The 18,171-nt window shown below is 65.6% G+C and carries 20 protein-coding genes; 16 read left to right on the top strand and 4 right to left on the bottom strand.

Going from position 1 to position 18,171, the window contains the following annotated elements; all coding sequences use genetic code 11:
- Position 1: 1 nt before the first annotated feature.
- The 6 genes from thiG to AB4099_RS26815 all read left to right on the top strand — a co-directional run bounded on the left by thiG (position 2) and on the right by AB4099_RS26815 (position 4,094).
- Entirely contained in the window at positions 2-778 is a 777-nt protein-coding gene (thiG, locus tag AB4099_RS26840) for a thiazole synthase (protein WP_441480295.1), read from the top strand.
- Positions 775-1,410 (top strand): thiamine phosphate synthase, encoded by a 636-nt coding sequence (locus tag AB4099_RS26835; protein ID WP_441480294.1) that lies wholly within the window; start codon positions 775-777, stop codon positions 1,408-1,410. Before thiG ends, AB4099_RS26835 begins: the two co-directional genes overlap by 4 nt.
- A gap of 32 nt (positions 1,411-1,442) precedes the next feature.
- The gene (locus AB4099_RS26830; RefSeq protein ID WP_113514444.1) at positions 1,443-1,961 is read left to right on the top strand and encodes a P-loop NTPase family protein; all 519 of its coding nucleotides are present in this window, start codon (positions 1,443-1,445) and stop codon (positions 1,959-1,961) included.
- A gap of 18 nt (positions 1,962-1,979) precedes the next feature.
- A complete protein-coding gene (locus AB4099_RS26825; protein WP_441480293.1) occupies positions 1,980-2,357 on the top strand; it encodes a nuclear transport factor 2 family protein in 378 nt (125 codons plus the stop codon).
- 254 nt (positions 2,358-2,611) lie between these two features.
- On the top strand, positions 2,612-2,980 hold the full coding sequence (locus tag AB4099_RS26820; RefSeq protein ID WP_441480292.1) for a helix-turn-helix transcriptional regulator: 369 nt from the start codon (positions 2,612-2,614) through the stop codon (positions 2,978-2,980).
- Positions 2,970-4,094, top strand: coding sequence for a hypothetical protein (locus AB4099_RS26815; protein WP_441480291.1), 1,125 nt, complete (start codon positions 2,970-2,972; stop codon positions 4,092-4,094). Before AB4099_RS26820 ends, AB4099_RS26815 begins: the two co-directional genes overlap by 11 nt.
- A gap of 130 nt (positions 4,095-4,224) precedes the next feature.
- Here the strand turns inward: AB4099_RS26815 and AB4099_RS26810 are convergent, their stop codons facing one another.
- Complete coding sequence (locus AB4099_RS26810; protein ID WP_441480290.1) at positions 4,225-4,917, bottom strand: acid phosphatase; 693 nt, start codon at positions 4,915-4,917, stop codon at positions 4,225-4,227.
- Between the two features lie 187 nt (positions 4,918-5,104).
- A complete protein-coding gene (locus tag AB4099_RS26805; protein ID WP_441480289.1) occupies positions 5,105-5,449 on the bottom strand; it encodes a hypothetical protein in 345 nt (114 codons plus the stop codon).
- A gap of 918 nt (positions 5,450-6,367) precedes the next feature.
- Between AB4099_RS26805 and AB4099_RS26800 the strand changes: the two genes are divergently transcribed.
- The 10 genes from AB4099_RS26800 to AB4099_RS26755 all read left to right on the top strand — a co-directional run bounded on the left by AB4099_RS26800 (position 6,368) and on the right by AB4099_RS26755 (position 15,408).
- Positions 6,368-7,087 (top strand): amino acid ABC transporter permease, encoded by a 720-nt coding sequence (locus tag AB4099_RS26800; protein WP_441480288.1) that lies wholly within the window; start codon positions 6,368-6,370, stop codon positions 7,085-7,087.
- The gene (locus AB4099_RS26795) at positions 7,084-7,740 is read left to right on the top strand and encodes an amino acid ABC transporter permease (protein ID WP_441480287.1); all 657 of its coding nucleotides are present in this window, start codon (positions 7,084-7,086) and stop codon (positions 7,738-7,740) included. The genes AB4099_RS26800 and AB4099_RS26795 overlap by 4 nt, the downstream gene beginning before the upstream one ends.
- Positions 7,737-8,465 (top strand): amino acid ABC transporter ATP-binding protein, encoded by a 729-nt coding sequence (locus AB4099_RS26790; protein ID WP_441480286.1) that lies wholly within the window; start codon positions 7,737-7,739, stop codon positions 8,463-8,465. The genes AB4099_RS26795 and AB4099_RS26790 overlap by 4 nt, the downstream gene beginning before the upstream one ends.
- A gap of 9 nt (positions 8,466-8,474) precedes the next feature.
- Entirely contained in the window at positions 8,475-9,071 is a 597-nt protein-coding gene (locus AB4099_RS26785) for a helix-turn-helix domain-containing protein (RefSeq protein ID WP_113514423.1), read from the top strand.
- 121 nt (positions 9,072-9,192) lie between these two features.
- Positions 9,193-10,263 carry an NAD/NADP octopine/nopaline dehydrogenase family protein gene (locus AB4099_RS26780; RefSeq protein ID WP_441480285.1) on the top strand — a complete coding sequence of 357 codons (1,071 nt, stop codon included), beginning with the start codon at positions 9,193-9,195 and terminating at the stop codon, positions 10,261-10,263.
- 189 nt (positions 10,264-10,452) lie between these two features.
- Positions 10,453-11,322, top strand: coding sequence for an amino acid ABC transporter substrate-binding protein (locus AB4099_RS26775; RefSeq protein ID WP_113514419.1), 870 nt, complete (start codon positions 10,453-10,455; stop codon positions 11,320-11,322).
- A 281-nt stretch (positions 11,323-11,603) separates the two neighbouring features.
- Complete coding sequence (locus tag AB4099_RS26770) at positions 11,604-11,987, top strand: hypothetical protein (RefSeq protein ID WP_441480284.1); 384 nt, start codon at positions 11,604-11,606, stop codon at positions 11,985-11,987.
- Between the two features lie 226 nt (positions 11,988-12,213).
- Positions 12,214-13,227, top strand: a complete 1,014-nt coding sequence (locus AB4099_RS26765; protein WP_162768109.1) for a hypothetical protein — start codon at positions 12,214-12,216, stop codon at positions 13,225-13,227.
- A gap of 29 nt (positions 13,228-13,256) precedes the next feature.
- Positions 13,257-14,456, top strand: a complete 1,200-nt coding sequence (locus AB4099_RS26760; protein ID WP_441480283.1) for a M23 family metallopeptidase — start codon at positions 13,257-13,259, stop codon at positions 14,454-14,456.
- 124 nt (positions 14,457-14,580) lie between these two features.
- Positions 14,581-15,408, top strand: a complete 828-nt coding sequence (locus AB4099_RS26755) for a universal stress protein (RefSeq protein WP_441480282.1) — start codon at positions 14,581-14,583, stop codon at positions 15,406-15,408.
- Between the two features lie 58 nt (positions 15,409-15,466).
- On the opposite strand, the gene AB4099_RS26750 is transcribed toward AB4099_RS26755, so the two are convergent.
- Together AB4099_RS26750 and AB4099_RS26745 are read right to left on the bottom strand one after the other, a co-directional pair.
- On the bottom strand, positions 15,467-16,633 hold the full coding sequence (locus tag AB4099_RS26750; RefSeq protein ID WP_441480281.1) for a hypothetical protein: 1,167 nt from the start codon (positions 16,631-16,633) through the stop codon (positions 15,467-15,469).
- Positions 16,634-16,881: 248 nt separating this feature from the next.
- A complete protein-coding gene (locus AB4099_RS26745) occupies positions 16,882-18,123 on the bottom strand; it encodes a cytochrome P450 (protein ID WP_441480280.1) in 1,242 nt (413 codons plus the stop codon).
- Positions 18,124-18,171: the final 48 nt, after the last annotated feature.

Genomic DNA, 18,171 nt, shown 5'->3' with positions numbered 1-18,171 from the left:
CATGAACACCCCGATCGAGGCCCTTACCATCGCCGGCACGTCATTGTCGTCGCGGCTCCTCATTGGCACGGCCGGCTATCCGAGCCAGCGCATCATGGTCGATGCCATCAAGGCCAGCGGTTCGGACCTTGTCACGCTCTCCGTGCGTCGCATTTCGCTGCAGGGCCATGGCTCCGACACGCTGCGCCTGCTTGCCGGCCGCCGCTTCCTGCCCAACACGGCAGGCTGCGAGACCGCGCGCGACGCGATCCTCACCGCCGAGCTTGCACGCGAGGCGCTCGGCACCAACTGGATCAAGCTCGAGGTGATCGGCGATCGCGAGACGCTCTATCCCGATGTTGGCGAGTTGCTGGAGGCGACGCGCCAACTTGTCGACAAGGGGTTCGTCGTGCTGCCCTATTGCAACGACGATCCGGTCATCTGCGCGCGCCTGGCTGATCTCGGAGCCGCCGCCGTGATGCCGATGGGGTCGCTGATCGGCTCGGGCATGGGCGTCGCCAATCCAGCCAATCTCGAGCTGATCTGTGCACGCTCGCCCGTGCCCGTGATCGTCGATGCCGGCATCGGCACCGCCTCCGACGCCGTGATCGCCATGGAATGCGGCGCGAGCGGGGTTCTGCTCAACACCGCCGTCGCCAAGGCCGATGATCCCGTGCGAATGGCACTCGCCATGCGTCACGCCGTCGAGGCCGGCTGGAACGCCCGCCTGGCGGGGCGCATTCCGCGGCGTGGGCGGGCTCAGCCGTCCAGCCCCCAGCTCGGGCTTGTGGGTTCGTGAACAGGCTGCCCGACCGGCTGCTCGTCGTCACCGACCGGCATCAGGCCGTGAAGCCCTTGCCGCAGCTTGTCTCTGCGGCGCTCGCCGGCGGGGCACGCTGGATCTGGCTGCGCGATCGCGATCTCGATCAGGCGGAACGCCGCAGCCTGGCGCTGCAGCTGCATGAGCTCGTGAGCATGGCGGATGCGGTCCTGACGATCGGCGGTGATGTTGATCTCGCCGCCCGGGTCGGGGCGCGGGGCGTCCATCTGCAATCGGCTGGAGCGATCTCCGCGGCCCGCGCCGTGCTCGGCGTCTCCGCGCTGATCGGCGTTTCCGCGCATGACGAGGCCGATGTCCGGGCGGCAGCAGCGGCAGGCGCCGATTATGTCACGGCGAGCCCGATCTTCGCGACGGCGAGCAAGCCTGGCTATGGCCCGGCCTTGGGCCTGACCGTGCTGCGGCGCTGGGCGGCGATCGGCCTGCCGGTCGTGGCCCTTGGCGGCATCACCTGCGACCGCGCGTCACTCTGTATCGAGGCTGGTGCTGTGGGAGTTGCAGTGATGGGGGAGGTGATGCGAGCCGTGGATACGGCCAAGACCATTCGCAGCCTTCGCGCCTGCGCGCTCATGAGTCCACGCCCTGGTGTATGAGCAGGTCGAAACGAGAGGAATGGCCTGCGCCAATGCGACGGATCGTGATCCTGGGGAATGCCGGCAGCGGCAAGTCGACGCTCGCGCGCGCACTGGGCGAGCGCCTCGCGCTGCCGGTCGTGCATCTCGACCGCCTGTTCTGGGAGGCCGGCTGGACGAAGGCCGAGCCCCGGCTCTTTCGGGATCGCGTGCGGGACGCCGTGTCCGGCGATGCTTGGATCTGCGAGGGCAACTACTCCAGCCAGACCTTCGAATTGAGGCTGCCGCGCGCCGATATCGTCATCTGGCTCGACGTCCCGCGGACCACCTGCCTGGCCCGCGTCCTGTGGCGCAGCATCCTGAACCGGCCGCGGCCCGATCTCCCCGATGGCTGCACCGAAAAGCTGAACGCGGAGTTCCTCGGCTTCCTCCGATATGTCTGGGCCTTCGATAGGGACAAGCGACCGCAGATCGAGCGCGAGCGGGTGGCGACCGCCGCTCATATCCCGGTGGTCTATCTCCGCGACGCCGGCCAGATCTCGGCGTTCGTGAATGCGGCGGCGGCTGCGTAGGGCGGGCAGGAGGGCAGGGTGAAACAGGATCTCGACCTGATCAGGGGACTGGAGGAAGCGCTGTTCAAGCCAGCGGTTCGAGCGTCTCCGGAAGCGCTTGATCGGCTTCTGGCGGAAGGTTTCGTCGAATTCGGTCGATCAGGCGGTGTATACGAGAAGGCCGAGGTGATCCGAAGCCTTGCCGAGGGCAATGCCGAGACGGTCGACGTGCCGGCAGCCAGGGATTTCGTTCTCCGATCCCTGGCCGATGATGTGGTCCTGCTGACCTATCTGAGTTTTCGCGTCGCGAATGGCCGCGAGGAGCGGCATACGCTGCGAAGCTCGATCTGGCGGTTCATCGAGGGCCGCTGGCAGATGGTCTTTCACCAAGGGACGCCTGCTGGCCAGTCGTCCTGACGGGGGCTTCGTGCGGGGGCTTGAGCCGCGCCGGCGGTGTTGACCCAGATCCGCGATCGTCCCTCCCGCTGCGCCCGGGAGGGACAATCGCAATCGCCATCACCACGCCGAGCCCGGCCTCAAGCCCGGCGCCGTTCAAGTGCGTGCTCGATCCGGGCCGTCATCCGGCGCAAGGCACGGTGCAGATGGTCGCGCATGAAACCTCGGCAGTTTCGCCGCGCCGAAGACCGTCGCAGCAAAACGGACGAAGTCTAATGTGGGACATTGCGGTGTACTTGACGCTGCGTCTGCTATCCTTTGATACTGCGTGCGGCGAAGCAGATCCGGCGACGCGAAAAGCGGGCAAGGGGCGCCTGATGACTGTCGAGGAGGCGGCCGTGTCCGTCGCGCAGAGCCAGGAGATGTTTGCGGGGGCGGAAGCGCTACGCCGGATGCAGCGCTACCATGAGGCGATCAACGGCGACGATCGCGCCAGCGAGGCGCAGTTCAGCCGCGCCTTCAAGGAGCGCTTCGGCATGGCGCCGCGGGAGCTCCGCTCAGTCGCCCGCGAGCGCGGCGTCAACATGCTGCCGCCCATCCCTGTCGGCGTCCCCCCGGATTTGGTGCAACGACTTGAGCGCTGACATCCTGCCGCAATATAGGCCCGTGCCGATCCCGTCCGGCCGGGGCGAAGCGCTGTCGGTGCCGGAGGCAATCGCCTACACAACTCGATGGATCGACATCCGCCTTTCGCCCGGGGAGGATTTCGACGGGCATCAGATGCGCTGGCTCATGACACAGCTCGCCACCCGGGCGCTTGCCGAAACGATCAAGACAGGCGGCGACGGCTCGGCATATTCGGAGCGTCTTCATCAGTCGTACACAGTCCTCAGGAGGGCGCAGGCGGCGCTGAGCGACGGCAAACATCGGTGGTGGGGCAGCCCGGCTGAAGACCAGGCCCGGAAGGCTGCCGAGCGTGTGATGTGGCAGCGGCGCGATCCGGGCCGCGGATACGTGGAGGGCTACGAAAGCCGCTATCAGACCTCGCTCCGCGAGGACCAGTTCAACAGCTGCGTCGCAGACTATCTGGCGCAACCGTGGATGCGGCACCCTGTCCTCGATTGGATGCTCGTCGATGCGATCGTGACGCACGAACTGTCTAGGTTCGGGGAAGCGGTGAAGAAAGCAGAAGAACCGGGGGACCCATGGCGCCGGCGTCGCTATTTGAGGGCCCGCGGCAACCTCGAGGAACTCCGGAATCTCAAATGGAAGGCCGAATTCCAGCTGCAGCTGGCGTCTGCCGCTTTTTTTATCGTTGTGCCTCTGTTGGGGATAGGGGCGGCCTTCCACTTCGATTGGACAACAACCGGCATATGGCTGTTGGGCATCTACACCCTCGTCGTGATCAACGAACTATGGTCGCTGGTGGTCAAGCTGATCCGTCGCAGCGTGCCAGGTCCCGAGAGCAGTTCTCAAACGCTGTGGCGCGAGATGTACGAGGTCTGGCGACTGCTTGAAGGACCGGTCGTCAACCCGATGCTCGTGGGCGCCGAGTTGGCCAGGACGACAAGGAGGGGGGCCAGATGGAACAGCGCTGCCTGGTCGATCGTCGTGCGCGCGATGGAGCATGATCCACTGGAGTGGGTCGTCGTGCCGGCCGAGCGGGACGCTGCACGCAGCGATGCCGGTCGCCAGGACGGAGCCAGATCGGCGCCGTCTCAATCGTTGGATCCCACCTCGTCCGCTTCGTCATCGTAAAGCAGCTTGATGCCGCGCTGCCGGGGCTCTTCTTGGACAGCGCTGTGACGGCTACGTCTGCTGGCCGATCGGCAAGGCGCGGATTCGGAAGGGGAGAGACCCGCCGCCGAACCCGTTTCTCGCTGATCGCTCAGAGGCCAAGCACCTTGCGCAGCTCTGCCTTGGCGGCGGTGAACTCGGTCTGAAAATCCTGCTGCTCCAAGATGCGCGCAGCGATGACCGAGCCTGCAATGCGGCCGGCTTCGATATCGGAGCGATAATGGATGCCGCCGATCACGCGGTTCCAGCCATAGACCCAGGCCCTGTCCATGATCTCGGCGCGCTTTTCCGGAACCATGTTCGACAGCACGATGCCCATCAAGGTCCCGACGGTGGTGTGGCCGGAGGGATAGGCGCCGGAGTTCGAGGTCTTCACGACAGGCTTGACCAACGGACTCGCCTGATGCGGCCGCGGCCGCTTCCAGCTGTCCTTGGCCGGATCGACCACGGCGCCCTCAGTCGCCACGATCCGATCGAAGAAGGCCGAGAAGATCGGCAGCGCTTCAGTCTTGAAGGCCGGGCCCATCACGTCGGAAAAGCGCCAGACATCCTCGACGGCATCGGCCTGGGCCTGCGCTTCCATCTCAGGCGTGCGCGTCACCTGAATGGTGAGGACCTCACCGATCTCGGCCTTCGTCTGGACCGAGTCCGGCGCCGGGGGCGGCTTCAGGACGGCTGTGAGGTCGATCGTCTTGCCGGTCGCGAAGGGTTTCGCATCCTCGGCATGAACGGGAGAGAAGGCCAGCGTGGCGGCTGTCAGAAGAGCGAATGCTATATGGCGCATGGTTGCGGTCCCTGTTGGCCAGGGATCGACGCTCCTGAATTATGACAGTGTGATGTAAGCCAATCTCCCGCCGCGAGGCCATCTCGCCTTCCGTCGGTGCCCCCAGTGGCGACGTCTCGAACCACGTGCGCCAGGGGAGTGCCGCGCTCGCCGAGGGGTGCACTTTGTCTCCAGCGTCCTTTGCGTCTCAATCGTAGGATTCCACCTCGTCCGCTTCGTCATCGTAAAGCAGCTTCATCAGCATGACGTAGCGATTGAGCGAGGCCATGCTGAGATCGCGCAGGCATCTTTCCCGAAGCTTGAGGGCTTCTGCGCGAACGCTCAGGCGCAGTTCAGGCGTGTGGATGCCGAACGCCTCGCTCCAGTCGAGCAGGTGATGCAGGTCCTTGTCCCAGACCGGGCAGGTCCGCGATTGAAATGTCCTGTGCTGCGGGGCGTCCGCCGCGATCGCAGAGGTCGCCGCCACCAAGGCGACGCATGCCAACGAGAACAAGGGCAAGAACAAGGGCCTTTGGAGCGACCGGCCTGACATTCCAATCTCTCCCGATCGAGGTTGAAGCCAGGATGGCAGGCAGGCTCAGCCGCACTGTCTCACCCGTCTGTGGCACCTGAAAAACCCGAGCCCGTATGTGATCTTCATCACATACGGGCTGGGACAGTTCGACAATGGTGCTGGGCGGCAATTTCAAATGGGGGGCAAAACGAGGGGTAGAAAGAATAGATCTTCATATGGTACATATTACTTACTGCATATATTGATAGAAGCATAAATTACTGTGATTATATTATCATATTGTTGATATTCAACGTGATTCAGTAGAGCGTATTTTATCGCCTGATATCGATCGTTCATTTCCAATTTCGATTTGATCATGCCCCGAACGTTCCGGGGTCGTCCAGAAGGCGCGCGAGGCTGCCACCGGCGGCCTCGCGCGCCGGCCTTCATTGTGCCCCGGTTCGGACGCGCAGACTGCGGTTTCCGCCGGTGCTTGCTCGTCTTGGCCAGGGCCGTCGGTGCGCCGTGAAGGCGGTCGACACGGCTTGTTGGCGATGGTGTCGCGCCAGTCCCGCGCCTCGCTGGGATCGCCGACGGGCCGGACTGTTTGGCGCATCCCGAAGCGTTCGAGGCCGATGATCGCGAACCGGTCGGTTTCAGCACAGGGCTCCTCCGCCGTGCAATGAGGGGAGAGGTTCGTGAACTGCCGGCCCAGGAGGGCACTCCGGCCGCTGGAAGCACAGGATATCCGCGCCCCACGGATTCTGCATGGCAGCTGGCCGGTCATCGCCCTGGCCAGTCTCGCGTCGCATGGCTCAATATCATGACCGCCTGTTGACAATCCCCGACGGCCGATCTCATCATTCCGGTATAGTGGAATCTTGGGAGGGATTCGATGGGGACTCGGTGGATGGCAGCGGTCCCTGGATCACGGCTTAGCCGTGCGCCCGCGGCATGAATTACCGCTGGAACTGGTCCATCCTCCTGCAGGAGCCCTATTGGGAGTGGCTGTGGAGCGGCGTGCAATGGACGCTCGCCATCAGCCTGGTCAGCTGGGTCCTGGCGCTGACGATCGGTCTTGGCGTCGGCATTGCGCGCAGCCTGCCGGCCCGCGGCGCCCGCCTGGTCGCCGGCATCTATATCGATGTCTTTCGCAATATCCCGCCGCTGGTCCAGCTCTTCCTCTGGTTCTTCGTGCTGCCCGAGATCGTGCCCGAATCCATCGGGCTCTGGCTGAAGCGCGATCTGCCCTATCCTGAATTCGTCACCGCCGTCGTCGCGATCGGCCTGTTTGCCGGATCGCGCGTCGCCGAGCAGGTCCGGGCCGGGATCGAGGCGGTCGGCAATCCGTTGCTGCCGGCTGCGCTGGCGACGGGGCTTCGTCCCGTGCAGGCCTTTCGGCTGGTCGTGCTGCCGCTCGGTCTTCGCGCCATCGTCGGGCCGCTGACCTCCGAATTCCTGATCACGATCAAGCTGTCATCGCTGAGCCTGACGATCGGTGTCCTCGAACTGACGGCGCAGAGCCGCCATGTCGAGAACTATACCTTCCAGGGGCTCGAGGCCTTCACCTTCGCCACGGTCGGCTATCTCGTCATCGGCTTGTGCGTGACGGCGCTGATGCGCTTCATCGACGACCGCATCGGCGGCTCGGCCCTGCGGAAGGCCGCGACATGAACGATTTCGACTGGGGCGTCATCGCCCGTTCCTGGAGCTTCCTCGCCGAGGGCATGGCGCTCAGTGCCCTGCTCGTGCTGGTCGCGACCGTGGGTGGGCTGGTCCTCGGCTTCGGCCTCGCCCTGATGCGGCTGTCGACCCACCGCTTCATTGCGGTGCCGGCTGCGGCCTATGTCACCGTCATGCGCTCCCTGCCGCTCGTGCTGGTGCTGTTCTGGTTCTATTTCCTGATCCCGCTGGCGATCGGCCGGCCGATCGGCTCGCTGATGTCGGCGCTGATCGCCTTCGTGATGTTCGAGGCCGCCTTCTATTGCGAGATCATCCGCGCGGGCATCGCCAATGTCCGCAAGGGGCAGGCCGAGGCCGGCCTCGCCACCGGCCTGCGTCGCGGCCAGGTGATGCGCCATATCGTCATGCCGCAGGCCCTGCGCGCGATGATGCCGCTCGTCCTGAACCAGATCGTCATCGTCTTCCAGGACACGTCCCTGGTCTATGTCGTGGCGCTGCACGATTTCCTGACGACAGCCAGCATCGTCGCCTCGCGCGATGGCCGGCCGACCGAAATGTATACGCTGGTCGCCGTCGTCTACCTCATCATCTGCCTGTCGGCGACGAAGGCGGTCGAGTTCTACAGGAAGGGCCGCACGACATGATCGCCGTCGAGGACGTGCACAAATCCTATGGCAAGCTGCAGATCCTGCGCGGCTGCTCGGCAACGGTCCGGCAGGGCGAGGTCGTGGTGATCTGCGGCCCGTCGGGCTCGGGCAAGAGCACCCTGATCAAATGCGTCAACGGTCTCGTGCCGTTCGAGCGTGGCACGATCACCGTCAACGGCGTCTCGGTTTCGGATTCCAAGACCGATCTGCCGGCCCTGCGCTCGCGCATCGGCATGGTCTTCCAGAGCTTCGAGCTCTATCCGCACATGACCGCGCTGGAGAATGTCAGCCTGGCGCAGATCCATGTTCTGAAGCGCTCCCGGGCCGAAGCCGACGAACGCTCGGAGAAGATCCTGATGCGGGTCGGGCTCGGCAGCAAGATGACGAGCCGGCCGAGCCAGCTCTCCGGAGGACAGCAGCAGCGCGTCGGCATCGCGCGTGCGCTCGCCATGGACCCGGCCGCCATGCTGTTCGACGAGCCGACCTCGGCGCTCGATCCCGAAATGATCAACGAGGTGCTGGAGGTGATGCAGGAGCTGGCGCTCGAAGGCATGACCATGATGGTCGTGACGCATGAGATGGGCTTCGCGCAGCGCGTCGCCGACCGGGTGCTGTTCATGGATGGCGGCGAGATTCTCGAAGACACGCCCAAGGCGCAGTTCTTCACCGCCCCGGCGACCGAGCGCGCCAAACAGTTCCTGACCAAGGTCCTGACGCACTAGGCCGCCGGCATGACAGAGCTGAGCGCCCCCCAGATCGGACCGATCCTCCAGCGCCAGCGCAAGGCGCGGGGGTTGACCCTGCAGCAGCTCGCAGCCGTCTCCGGCGTCTCGAAATCGATGCTGTCGCAGATCGAGCGGGGCGAGGCCAACCCGACCTTCGCGGTGCTCTGGAGCCTGACGCGAGGGCTGCAGATCGAAATTTCCGCACTCCTTCAAGGCAGCGAATCCTCCCCTGGCGGCAGCGCGATCGAGATCGTTCCGCCGGAGCATACGCCTGAGATCCGCAGTGCCGACGGCTCCTGCCAGCTGCGCATCCTCAGCCCGCCGAGCCTGGCCGGCACTGTCGAATGGTACGATGTCGAGATTGCCGGCCATGGCCGGCTCGACAGCGCCGCGCATGCACCGGGCGCGGTCGAACATTTCACGGTCCTGTCGGGCCAGTTCGTCATCGCAAGCGGGACCTCGCGCTATCCGGTCAAGGCCGGCGAGACCGCACGCTATCCCGTCGATGTGCCCCACTCGATCTGCAACGAGCTCGGTCAGCCGGCCCGTGGGCTGATGGTTCTGCTCTACCAGAAGGTCAGGCAGGAGCGAGGTTCTACTTGAGCGTGTTCCACTATAGCGGATTAATCGACCCCGCGGCGACGCACGCACCATGGCAGGTGCCTGCGTTCGCGCCGGTTCGCTGCCGCCCCTTTTCGTCCCCCGATCCAAAGGCCCAGATCCCATGCGCGTGAGTATCCTTGGAGCAGGCGCCGCCGCCTATGGCGCAGCCGCCCAGCTTTCAATCTGCGGGCATGATCCCATGCTCTGGTCGCCCTCCGGCCGCGGCACGGTCGAGCTGGCGGCGGGGGCTCCCTTGCGGGCCAGCGGCGCGATCGAGACCAGTTTCCATCCCCGCATCGCCCAGAGTGCGAAGGAGGCCGTCACCAGCTCCGACGTGGTGATGCTGGCCATGCCGGGCAACGCCCACAAGATGGCGCTGGAGGCGACCGCCGAGCATCTGCGCGAGGGGCAGCCGGTCATCATCAGCTCGCACGCCTCCTTCGGGGCGCTCTATCTCTCGCGGCTCCTGGCCGAGCGCGGCATTCGCGCGCCGATCATCGCCTGGGGCACGACGCTGACGACGGGGCGCAGGGCGTCGCCGACCGAGGCCGCGGTCAATTCGCTGCGCTCGAAGATCGATATCGCGACCGTGCCGGAATCCGGGCTCGACGAGGGCCACGCGCTTTGCACCGCCCTGTTCGGCGATCGCTTCGTCAAGCGCGACGGGCTGCTCGCGATCGCGCTCAGCAATCTCAACCCGCAGAACCATCTTGCGATCGCGCTGTTCAACCTCACCCGGATGGAGCGCGGCGAACGCTGGGGGCAGGCCGAGAACGTCACGCCGGCGGTCGGTCGCGTGATGGAGCTGCTCGACGCGGAGCGGCTGGCGATCGCGCAGGCTTTTGACGTCTCGGTGCGGACGATCAAGGAGCACTATGCCTTTTCCTACCAGCTGCCGGTCGCGAGCATCGCCGAGATGAATGCGGAGCTGCATCAACGCGGCAATGGCGGCTTCGGCCCGGCGACCCTGACCAGCCGCTATGTGCTCGAGGATGCGCCCTTCGGCCTGCTGCCGACGGTCCTGCTCGGGCGGCTCGCCGGGCAGCCCGCGACGCTGCACGAGGCTGGACTGACCATGCTCTCGGCGGCCTATGGTCGCGACTTCGTCGGGGACAATGATCTGCTGCCCGCGCTCGGCTTCGAGCAGATGAGCAGCGAGCAGCTGCGGGAGCGGGCCCGCACCGGATTCTAGAGCATCGGACCGAAAAGTGGACACCGGTTTTCGGGAAAATCCGATGCTCAAACAAAGAGCTAGAGCATCGGACCGAAAAGTGGATACCGGCTTTCGGAGAAATCCGATGCTCAACAACGATCTAGACTCCCGCGCATCAGCCGGTGCGCGGGCAATCATGCGAGCAATCGCTGCAAAGGGGAGAAGAATATGAGACGGAACCTTGTTGCCGCTATCGGCGGGCTCTTGGCCTTCGGTCTGGCCGCCACGGCCCAGGCCCAGGAGGTCGACGCGATCGTCAAGAAATTGCGCGACACCAACACCATCACCATGGGGATTCGCGAAACGCTCTACCCCTATGGCTTCCTCGACAATGACAAGAAGCCGTCGGGCTATTCCGTCGAGTTCTGCCAGCGCATCATCGAGGACATCAAGGCGGAGCTGAAGCTGCCCGAGCTCAAGATCAAATACGTCCCGGTCAGCATCCAGAACCGCCAGGCGCTCGTCGCCAACGGCACGGTCGATCTCGAGTGCGGCGGTACGGTCAACACCTTCGGCCGCAACAAGCAGGTCGATTTCTCCTCGGTCTCCTATGTCTCGTCGAGCCAGCTGCTCGTCCTGAAGAATTCCGGCATCACCAAATACGAGGACCTGAACGGCAAGATCGTCGCAGTCGCCACCGGCGGCAGCAGCGAGCCCGACCTGAAGAAGCTCGTCGCCGAGAAGGGCCTGAACATCCGCATCCAGAATGTCGACGACCACGCCGCCGCGCTGATCTCGGTCGAGACGCGGCGTGCGGACGCCTATTTCAGCGACAATGGCGCCTTCTACAGCCTGATCCGGCAGTCGAAGAACCCGGACGCCCTGACCATCGTCGGCACCGAATACGGCTATGCGCCCCAGGGTTTCATGGTGCCCAGGCTCAACCCGACGATTCTCTGGATCGTCAATCATTCCATGGCGAACATGTTCAAGTCGGGCGAGGCCGAAGCCCTGTTCAACAAATGGTTCGGCCCCTTCGGCGCCCAGGTCTCGCCGAAGCTCAAGGCCGCCTGGGCGACCCAATCCTACGCCGAGTAGACAGCGCCGGGCGTTCCGTTCGGCCCCCTGGCTAGCCGAACGGAACGCATTGCGAAGCGGGGGGCCGAAGCCGTCTTAGGACGGCGAAGCGTCATGGCGCTTTCGGTCGAGGGCCAAGACGAAACGACGCTGCTTCAGGCCCCGGTCGGAACACCGTCGTCACCGGCGATCGCGGGGCTGCGGATCGGCCAGATCATATCGGTTCGTGTCGACGCTGAATCACTTTTCTTGAGGCACTGAAAGATGTCGTGTCGTGCAAGTCGGTGGAGGCACGGTGGTTCATGGCGAAGTTCGAGATGCAGATCGATACCGCACATCCGGTCCTCTTTCTGGCGGACTCGGCACCAGCTGTCTCAGTCCCGCCGGATGTCAGCGCGGCATTCGTTACCGCAGCCGACGACTGCCTAGCCTTCTGGGTTCTATCCCACGTCGATGGCGCCTCGCTTGTAACCATCGCAGACGAAAGCTGTAAGGCTGATGGCCCAAAGCTCTTCAGCGGATCGATAAATGCACCTAGCGGCGTGGTCACCCTGACGGACAGCAGCAGTTTCAGGTATTTGAACGTGCCGGTTCCCGAGGGGCGCGTAAGCGTCGACCTTTGGGCCGACAATGATCAAAACCCCGAGTGGGTATGGGTTCAGCTCGGGGCGATCCGCTCGATCTGACTTACCGAGTTTATAGGTTCACGGCTTAAGCCAACCCCCGCCTGCCGGCTGGTGTCGCGACCGTCGGTCCACTGGATCGCCGGGCGTCCGTTCGGACGCAGGAGCGGCGATCTAGCTCTTTGTTTAAGCATCGGATTTCTCCGAAAACCGGATTCCACTTTTCGGTCCGATGCTCTAGCATCGGCCGGCATCACTCCGCGAAGGCGGGTCAATCCCTGGGGGCCCGGTGAACCATATTGGGGTGGAGATCGGCCAGACGCCGGGGGAGAGAGCCTGGTTCAACCTCGCGTTGAAGCTGAAACTCACCGCGCTCGCCCTGGGCTGCCCGACCAACAAGGAACTCTGCGCGCGCTTTGCGGCGGTCAATCCCGCCACCTTGTTCGTCACCCAGAACGCCTACAAATGGCTCTCGGGCAAGGCGATGCCGCGTGCCTCCAGCGTCTATGAGGATTGGGCGAGGGTGCTCGGCGGTTCGCTGACGGCGCCCTTCCTGGCCTCGTCCTCGTTCGAGGAGTTCCAGCAGGCGATCTGCACCCGCTTCGGCGTGCCGGAAACTGTGCTTGCGACGCTCAGGGGCGAGGCCGGTCTGCCGCCGGTGCCGGTGCCAGTCCCGGTCACCCCATCCGCCGCCCGGGCGGGATCACGACAGCCCGGCGAGCATTGGCTGGCCGGAACCTATCTCGCGATTTCGCCGGCCTGGTCGCGTGTCGAGGCGGGCCGGCTGATCATCGGCGCGATGCGGATCTACGCTGATCCGATGCAGCAATTGCAGATCAGCTACAGCGAAAACCTGTTCAACCGCCCGGTCGCGATGCAGGGACAGCTGCTCAGCGACGGGCGCACGGCGCAGAGCGCCCTGACATGTTCCTATACGCACCGCCTGTTCTTCCTGGCGCTGAATGTGCCGACACCGCCCGCCAACCTGATCGGCGGCATTCTCAGCGGCGCAGCCGTCCATGATCCCAATGCCCGCGCCGTCGCCTGCCGCATCCTGTTCCTGCGCGCGCATGGCCGCAGCATCGAGGATCTGGCCGCGCGGATGGGCTATCTCGATGCGGACGCGGACGGAATCGAGCAAGAGCTGGCCGGCCTGGGTTACCGCGCCGATGCCGCCAGGCGGGGCCTCGCGGCAAGCATCGTCACCTCGCTCGGCATGCATTCGACCGCCGCCCTTTGTGAAGCCGCCCCCAGGGATTTCGCCGATATCGAGCTGACACTCGACCGGTTGGCGCCCGCCTGAGCCCCCCATATCCGCAACAGGACGCTGCGATGTACCCATTGACCGGAATGATGCGTCTCGCGGCAATCGCCGTCGTGGTCCCGCTGCCCTTGTCGGGCACGGCCTGGGCGCAATCCGCGGCCACCCCGCAGCAGGGCGTGACGTTGACGGGGCTCATCGGCAAGGTTCTGTTCGCGCCGCAGCCCGTGCTGGGCTCCGATGGTCGCCAGCATATCGTCTACGAGCTGCAGCTTTCGAACGTGACCGGCGAGCGCGTCGTGATGAAGCGGTTCACTCTCTACGGCGACGACGACAACGAGCCGCTGGCGACGCTCGACGAGGCCGAGATCGCGCGGCGTTTCTCCCCCGCCGGCCGGCGCGGCAATGAGTCGGCGGAACTGGGCGGCTTTCAATACGGGGTCGCCTTTCTCCATATCGCGCTGCCGCCGGGGCGCGCGGCTCCGCAACGGCTGACGCATAAGGTCGATGCGTGGTTCGATCAGTTCAAGGCGGATGCCGCGATCCAGCTCGGTGCGACCGCTGTCACGCGCTCGGCGCCCCCGGTTCTCGGGCCACCGCTTCGGGGCGACAACTATATCGCGGGCGACGGCTGCTGCGATTCGACCCGGCATGTCCGGGCGCTTTTGCCGCTGAACGGCGCCTTTCGGCTCGCCCAGCGCTTTGCCATCGATTGGGAGAAGCTTGGCGGGGATGGCCGACTCTTCGCGGGCGATCGGAAGCAGGTCGCGAGCTATCACATCTATGGCCAGCCGATCCTGGCGGTGAGCGACGGCACCGTCGTCGATATGCGCGCCGATCTTGCCGATCAGGTGCCCGGGGCGCTCCCCGACGGGCTGCCGATCGGCGAGGCTGACGGAAACTTCGCGGTCCTCGACATTGGCGGGGGCGCTTTCGTGCTCTACGCCCATATGCAGCCCGGCAGCGTCCGCGTCAGGACCGGCGACAGGGTGCGCCGCGGCGATGTCATCGGCGCGGTCGGCAATACCGGCAACAGTTCGGAGCCGCATCTGCATCTGCATGTCATGGACGGGCCCTCGCCACTTCTTGCCAATGGCCTGCCCTATGTCTTTGAGGCCGCCACGGTGAAGGCGATCGATCTGGCGGGCACTGCGGATTTCGACCGGGCGGCGGAAACCGGCTCGCCCGTAAGCCTGACGCCGCTCGTGCCTCCTCTGGCGCTCAAGCGCGCGCTGCCGCTTGATCTCACCCTTGTCGACTGGGGCAACTGAGAGGCCGCGTGAGGCTTTTTGTCTCTGAGCATCCGGCCCCCGCCGGCAGCGGATGATCGCGGTGCGCCGGCATGCTATCCAAGGCGCCGACGAGGTCATCGCGTTTCCGGAGCGGGTTGTTCACATGGCTGAGACGAGCAAAGCGCCTCCCGTTGAAGTCCTGATCGCGACCGATCTTTCGGCCAGGGGCGATCGCCCGCTCGACCGCGCCTTGCGTCTTGCCGACGCGTGGCGGGCGAGGCTCGCCATCGCCCATGTCCTCGAGGACGAGGTTTCGAACCTGGCGGACACGACGGCGCGGCTTCGCGCCGAGCTGCCGCCGGCGGCGGCGCAGGCGGAATTCGTCGTCCGGGTCGGCTCGGCCCCGAGCGTGCTGGCGGATCTGGCGGCGGAGCGCGGCAGCGGCGTCATCGTCACCGGCGTCGCGCGCTTCAACAGCCTCGGCGACTATGTCACCGGGACGGCGGTCGACCATATCGTGCGCCATGCCTCCGTGCCGGTGCTGGTCGTCCGCAAGCGGGCGGAGCGCCCCTATGACCGCATCCTCGTCGCCACGGATTTCTCCGAGTGCTCGCGCGCGGCCTTGCTGACCGCGGCTGCTCTCTTTCCGACGGCGCGTCTCGTGCTGCTGCACGTCAATCCGCAAGCGGCGACCGGGCGCTACAAGGTCGAGGGTGCGGCGGACCATCTGCACGCCGAGGCTGCCGACGACATGGCGGAGTTTCTCGCGGCGGCAGAGCTTCCGCAGGCCGTGCGGGAGCGCATCGAGCCGGTCCTGGATGATGGGGCCGTGGTCAACGTGATCAGGCGGCAGGTGCAGGAGACCGGCGTCAGCCTCGTCGTCGTCGGCGCGCATCGCAGCCGAGGGCTGGTGCAGGATGCGATCGGGAGCCACGCGGAAGGCGTTCTCCGGGGTGTCGATGCCGACGTGCTCCTGGTCCGGGAGGCTTGAGCCGCGCCGAGGCGCTGGACCTCCCCGGGCGCGCGTCTTCCTCAGGCCTGCGTCTTCCTCAAGCCCGTGTCTTGCCCAGCGCGGCGAGCGCCTTTTCGTCCCTGAGCAGGCGGATGACGGGCAGGGCGGTGTCGTCCTGCGTCGGCAGCCCGAGCGCCTCGGCGATGGTGTCGCGCCATTCCAGCGCCTCGCTGGGATCGCTGACGACCCAGACCGTGCGCCGCGCCTTGAAGCGTTGGATGCCGACGATCGCGAGCTGGTTGAAGACGATCCTGCGCAGCGCGCTCTGGTCGACCGGACGCTTGGCCGTGGCTTCGGCCGCAGTCGCGGTGGTCGGCTTCGGCAGGGGCGGTTCGACCAGGAGCGCATCGACATCGTCGACGATGAGAAGGTCGACATTGCGCCAGGGCCAGAGGATGCGGCCATCCTGTTCCTCGAGCGGCGGGTGGGCGGACTCGGATTCCTCTTCGCGCTCCACCGCAGCCTCGAACAGCTTCACCAGGGTGGTGTAGCGGGCGATCCCGAGCCGGAAGGCGTATTCGGTGCCGATGCCGCAGGCGAGGCAGGTCTTGCCCGAGCCGACGGTGCCGGTCAGCAGCACATGCGGAAAGCGCGGCGCATTCGCGCCTTTCGCCGGCGGCTCCGACAGGGCGATCAGCGCGTCGCGATAGCCCGGATCGGGCTTTTCGATGGTCGAGCAGAGATTGGTCAGGCGAAACAGGAAGGGCAGGCCGACCTGCTGGAAGGTCATCTTGCGCTTCACCCACCAGAGCACCAGCAGCGCGGCGGGACCGAGCATGACCAGCAGTGCCACGATCGCCTGGACGCCGCCGAGCCCCGCAGCGCCGGCGACGATCGCGCCGGCGCTGATGAAGAACAGCGCGGTCGCGACATTCCACCAGAGCTCGCGGCGATTGAACGGAAAGAGCGGCCCCTGGCGCCGACGCTCGCGGACGATGTCCAGCACCTCCTTGACGATCCAGAGCAGCATGTTGAGCAGGGCAGCGATGATCGCAGTCTTCCAGGCCGGAAGATCGGTGAAGAGGGCGGCAATGATCCAGCCGAACAGGAAGGTGATCTGGAAGCCGAGGCCGAAATGCCCGAACTGATCGGCCGTCCAAACATAGCTGACGGTCGGAGTCTGCTGCACATCCTTGCCGAACCAGTCATATCGCAATTGCGATACGATCTCCCTGAGGGATGGGGGCGTCAGCTTCTTGTCCATGGGGCCGCATCTCGCTCAGGGAACGGAGAAACGTCGGATTTACTGGAATGTCGGGGGAAGGTAGGCGCAGGAAAAGCTTACGCCGATGCTAGCAGCTTCATCAGAACCGGCAAGAGCGCCGTTACGTCAGGGTGTGATCCGGGCGGGGAACGATGGGCGTGTTGCCGCGCGTTGCTGAGCCAGTGCCGCTGGAAGCCTGGCCTGGGCGCACCATGGCCTATCCGCTTTCAGGGGATTTGGACAGCCGCTCAGCGTTTGAACAAGGGCGTGCGGACATGCCCCGAGGCGGCATAGGACAGGCAGGGCTCCAGGCGCTCCAGCGGAACACCGCGCGTGAGCAGATGGTCGACGGCGATCTCGACGATCAGAGCTGCGACCTTGTCCGCGGGGCAGGCATGGCGACCGGCGCCGAACTCCAGGGATTTGCGGTCCCTGCGCGCGATATCGAAGCGATCCGGCTCGGGATTGAGCGCGGGATCGCGGTTCGCGGCTGCCAGGAGCACGATGATCAGATCACCCCGGCGCAGCCCATGTCCGGCGATCTCGCCGTCCTGCGCCATGAAACGGAAGGTGCTGCTGGTGACGGTATCGCAGCGCGCAACCTCCTGGATCAGTGGGCGCAAGTATCTCCGGTCGGCCTCGACCTGTCGGAAGAGTTCCGGCCGCCGCGCGAGCGCGAGCAGCGTCGACCCGATCAGCGAGGCCATCGCGGCGAAGCCCTGGACCATGTAGCCAAGGGCGTTGGCGATCAGGTCCTTTTCTTCGTCGCAGCCGAGGCGCGTCGCTTCGCGCAGCAGCGCCTGGAAGAGCGGGCCCCGCTGCGCCTCGGCGTTCCCGACGGCACTGGCGAGGTCGAACAGCGCCTGCGCGCCCTGATGTCCCGATCTCAGCAATTCGGGCGTCAGCGCGGGAATTCCGGTTCCAGCAGCCGCGGCGGCTGCACCATAGGCGCCGAGCCAGCCCATGACGTCGCCAAACCGGTCCCGCGATATGCCGAGCAGCAGCGCGATGACCTGCACGGGCAGTGCGAACATGAACTGCGTCGTGCTCGCTTCATCGAGCGTAGGCCCGAGTTCGTCGTCGAGTTCGGCCGCACGCCTGCGCGCCAGGGCCGCGACCTCACCGAGATCGATGCTGCGCACGGCGTTCGTGACCGCCTCCTTCAGCTTGGCCCGCGCCTCGTCATCCCGCAGGCGCACGAGCCGGCCGAAGATCTCGGCGGCTGCGCCACCCTGTAGCGCCACAGGGATCGGCTCGCTCAACGGGCGGGTGAGGCAGGTTTCGCTGGTCAGGACCTCGGTGACTGCGGCCGCGCTCGCCGCCACCCACCAGCCATTGGCCTCGTCCCGGAAGAACGGGCGTTCGCGGGCGAGGCGGCCGTAATAGGGGTAGGGATCGGGATGCGACGGCGCGGCGCGAACATGCGCAGGGGAGTGGTAGGCAGGCAACGCGGGAGCAGGGGCCGGAGGCGCCGAAATCCTTGCCGTCATGATGCGACTCCGTCCGGTTCGCGCTGCAGCGCCGTCTTCGAGTGCTCT

The organism is Allobosea sp. 2KB_26, from assembly GCF_052115715.1.
Lineage (GTDB): Bacteria > Pseudomonadota > Alphaproteobacteria > Rhizobiales > Beijerinckiaceae > Allobosea.
Note: the sequence above shows the minus strand (reverse complement) of the source record. Positions and strands in the feature narration are given on the sequence as shown.

Excerpts from the sequence above, each read along its gene's own strand:
- AB4099_RS26775 (WP_113514419.1), top strand. The coding sequence starts at position 10,453 with ATGAGACGGAACCTTGTTGCCGCTATCGGCGGGCTCTTGGCCTTCGGT.
- AB4099_RS26795 (WP_441480287.1), top strand. The coding sequence starts at position 7,084 with ATGAACGATTTCGACTGGGGCGTCATCGCCCGTTCCTGGAGCTTCCTC.
- AB4099_RS26800 (WP_441480288.1), top strand. The coding sequence starts at position 6,368 with ATGAATTACCGCTGGAACTGGTCCATCCTCCTGCAGGAGCCCTATTGG.
- AB4099_RS26810 (WP_441480290.1), bottom strand. The coding sequence starts at position 4,917 with ATGCGCCATATAGCATTCGCTCTTCTGACAGCCGCCACGCTGGCCTTC.
- AB4099_RS26750 (WP_441480281.1), bottom strand. The coding sequence starts at position 16,633 with ATGGACAAGAAGCTGACGCCCCCATCCCTCAGGGAGATCGTATCGCAA.
- AB4099_RS26745 (WP_441480280.1), bottom strand. The coding sequence starts at position 18,123 with ATGACGGCAAGGATTTCGGCGCCTCCGGCCCCTGCTCCCGCGTTGCCT.
- thiG (WP_441480295.1), top strand. The coding sequence starts at position 2 with ATGAACACCCCGATCGAGGCCCTTACCATCGCCGGCACGTCATTGTCG.
- AB4099_RS26785 (WP_113514423.1), top strand. The coding sequence starts at position 8,475 with ATGACAGAGCTGAGCGCCCCCCAGATCGGACCGATCCTCCAGCGCCAG.
- AB4099_RS26780 (WP_441480285.1), top strand. The coding sequence starts at position 9,193 with ATGCGCGTGAGTATCCTTGGAGCAGGCGCCGCCGCCTATGGCGCAGCC.
- AB4099_RS26820 (WP_441480292.1), top strand. The coding sequence starts at position 2,612 with ATGTGGGACATTGCGGTGTACTTGACGCTGCGTCTGCTATCCTTTGAT.
- AB4099_RS26770 (WP_441480284.1), top strand. The coding sequence starts at position 11,604 with ATGGCGAAGTTCGAGATGCAGATCGATACCGCACATCCGGTCCTCTTT.
- AB4099_RS26790 (WP_441480286.1), top strand. The coding sequence starts at position 7,737 with ATGATCGCCGTCGAGGACGTGCACAAATCCTATGGCAAGCTGCAGATC.
- AB4099_RS26760 (WP_441480283.1), top strand. The coding sequence starts at position 13,257 with ATGTACCCATTGACCGGAATGATGCGTCTCGCGGCAATCGCCGTCGTG.
- AB4099_RS26805 (WP_441480289.1), bottom strand. The coding sequence starts at position 5,449 with ATGTCAGGCCGGTCGCTCCAAAGGCCCTTGTTCTTGCCCTTGTTCTCG.
- AB4099_RS26830 (WP_113514444.1), top strand. The coding sequence starts at position 1,443 with ATGCGACGGATCGTGATCCTGGGGAATGCCGGCAGCGGCAAGTCGACG.
- AB4099_RS26755 (WP_441480282.1), top strand. The coding sequence starts at position 14,581 with ATGGCTGAGACGAGCAAAGCGCCTCCCGTTGAAGTCCTGATCGCGACC.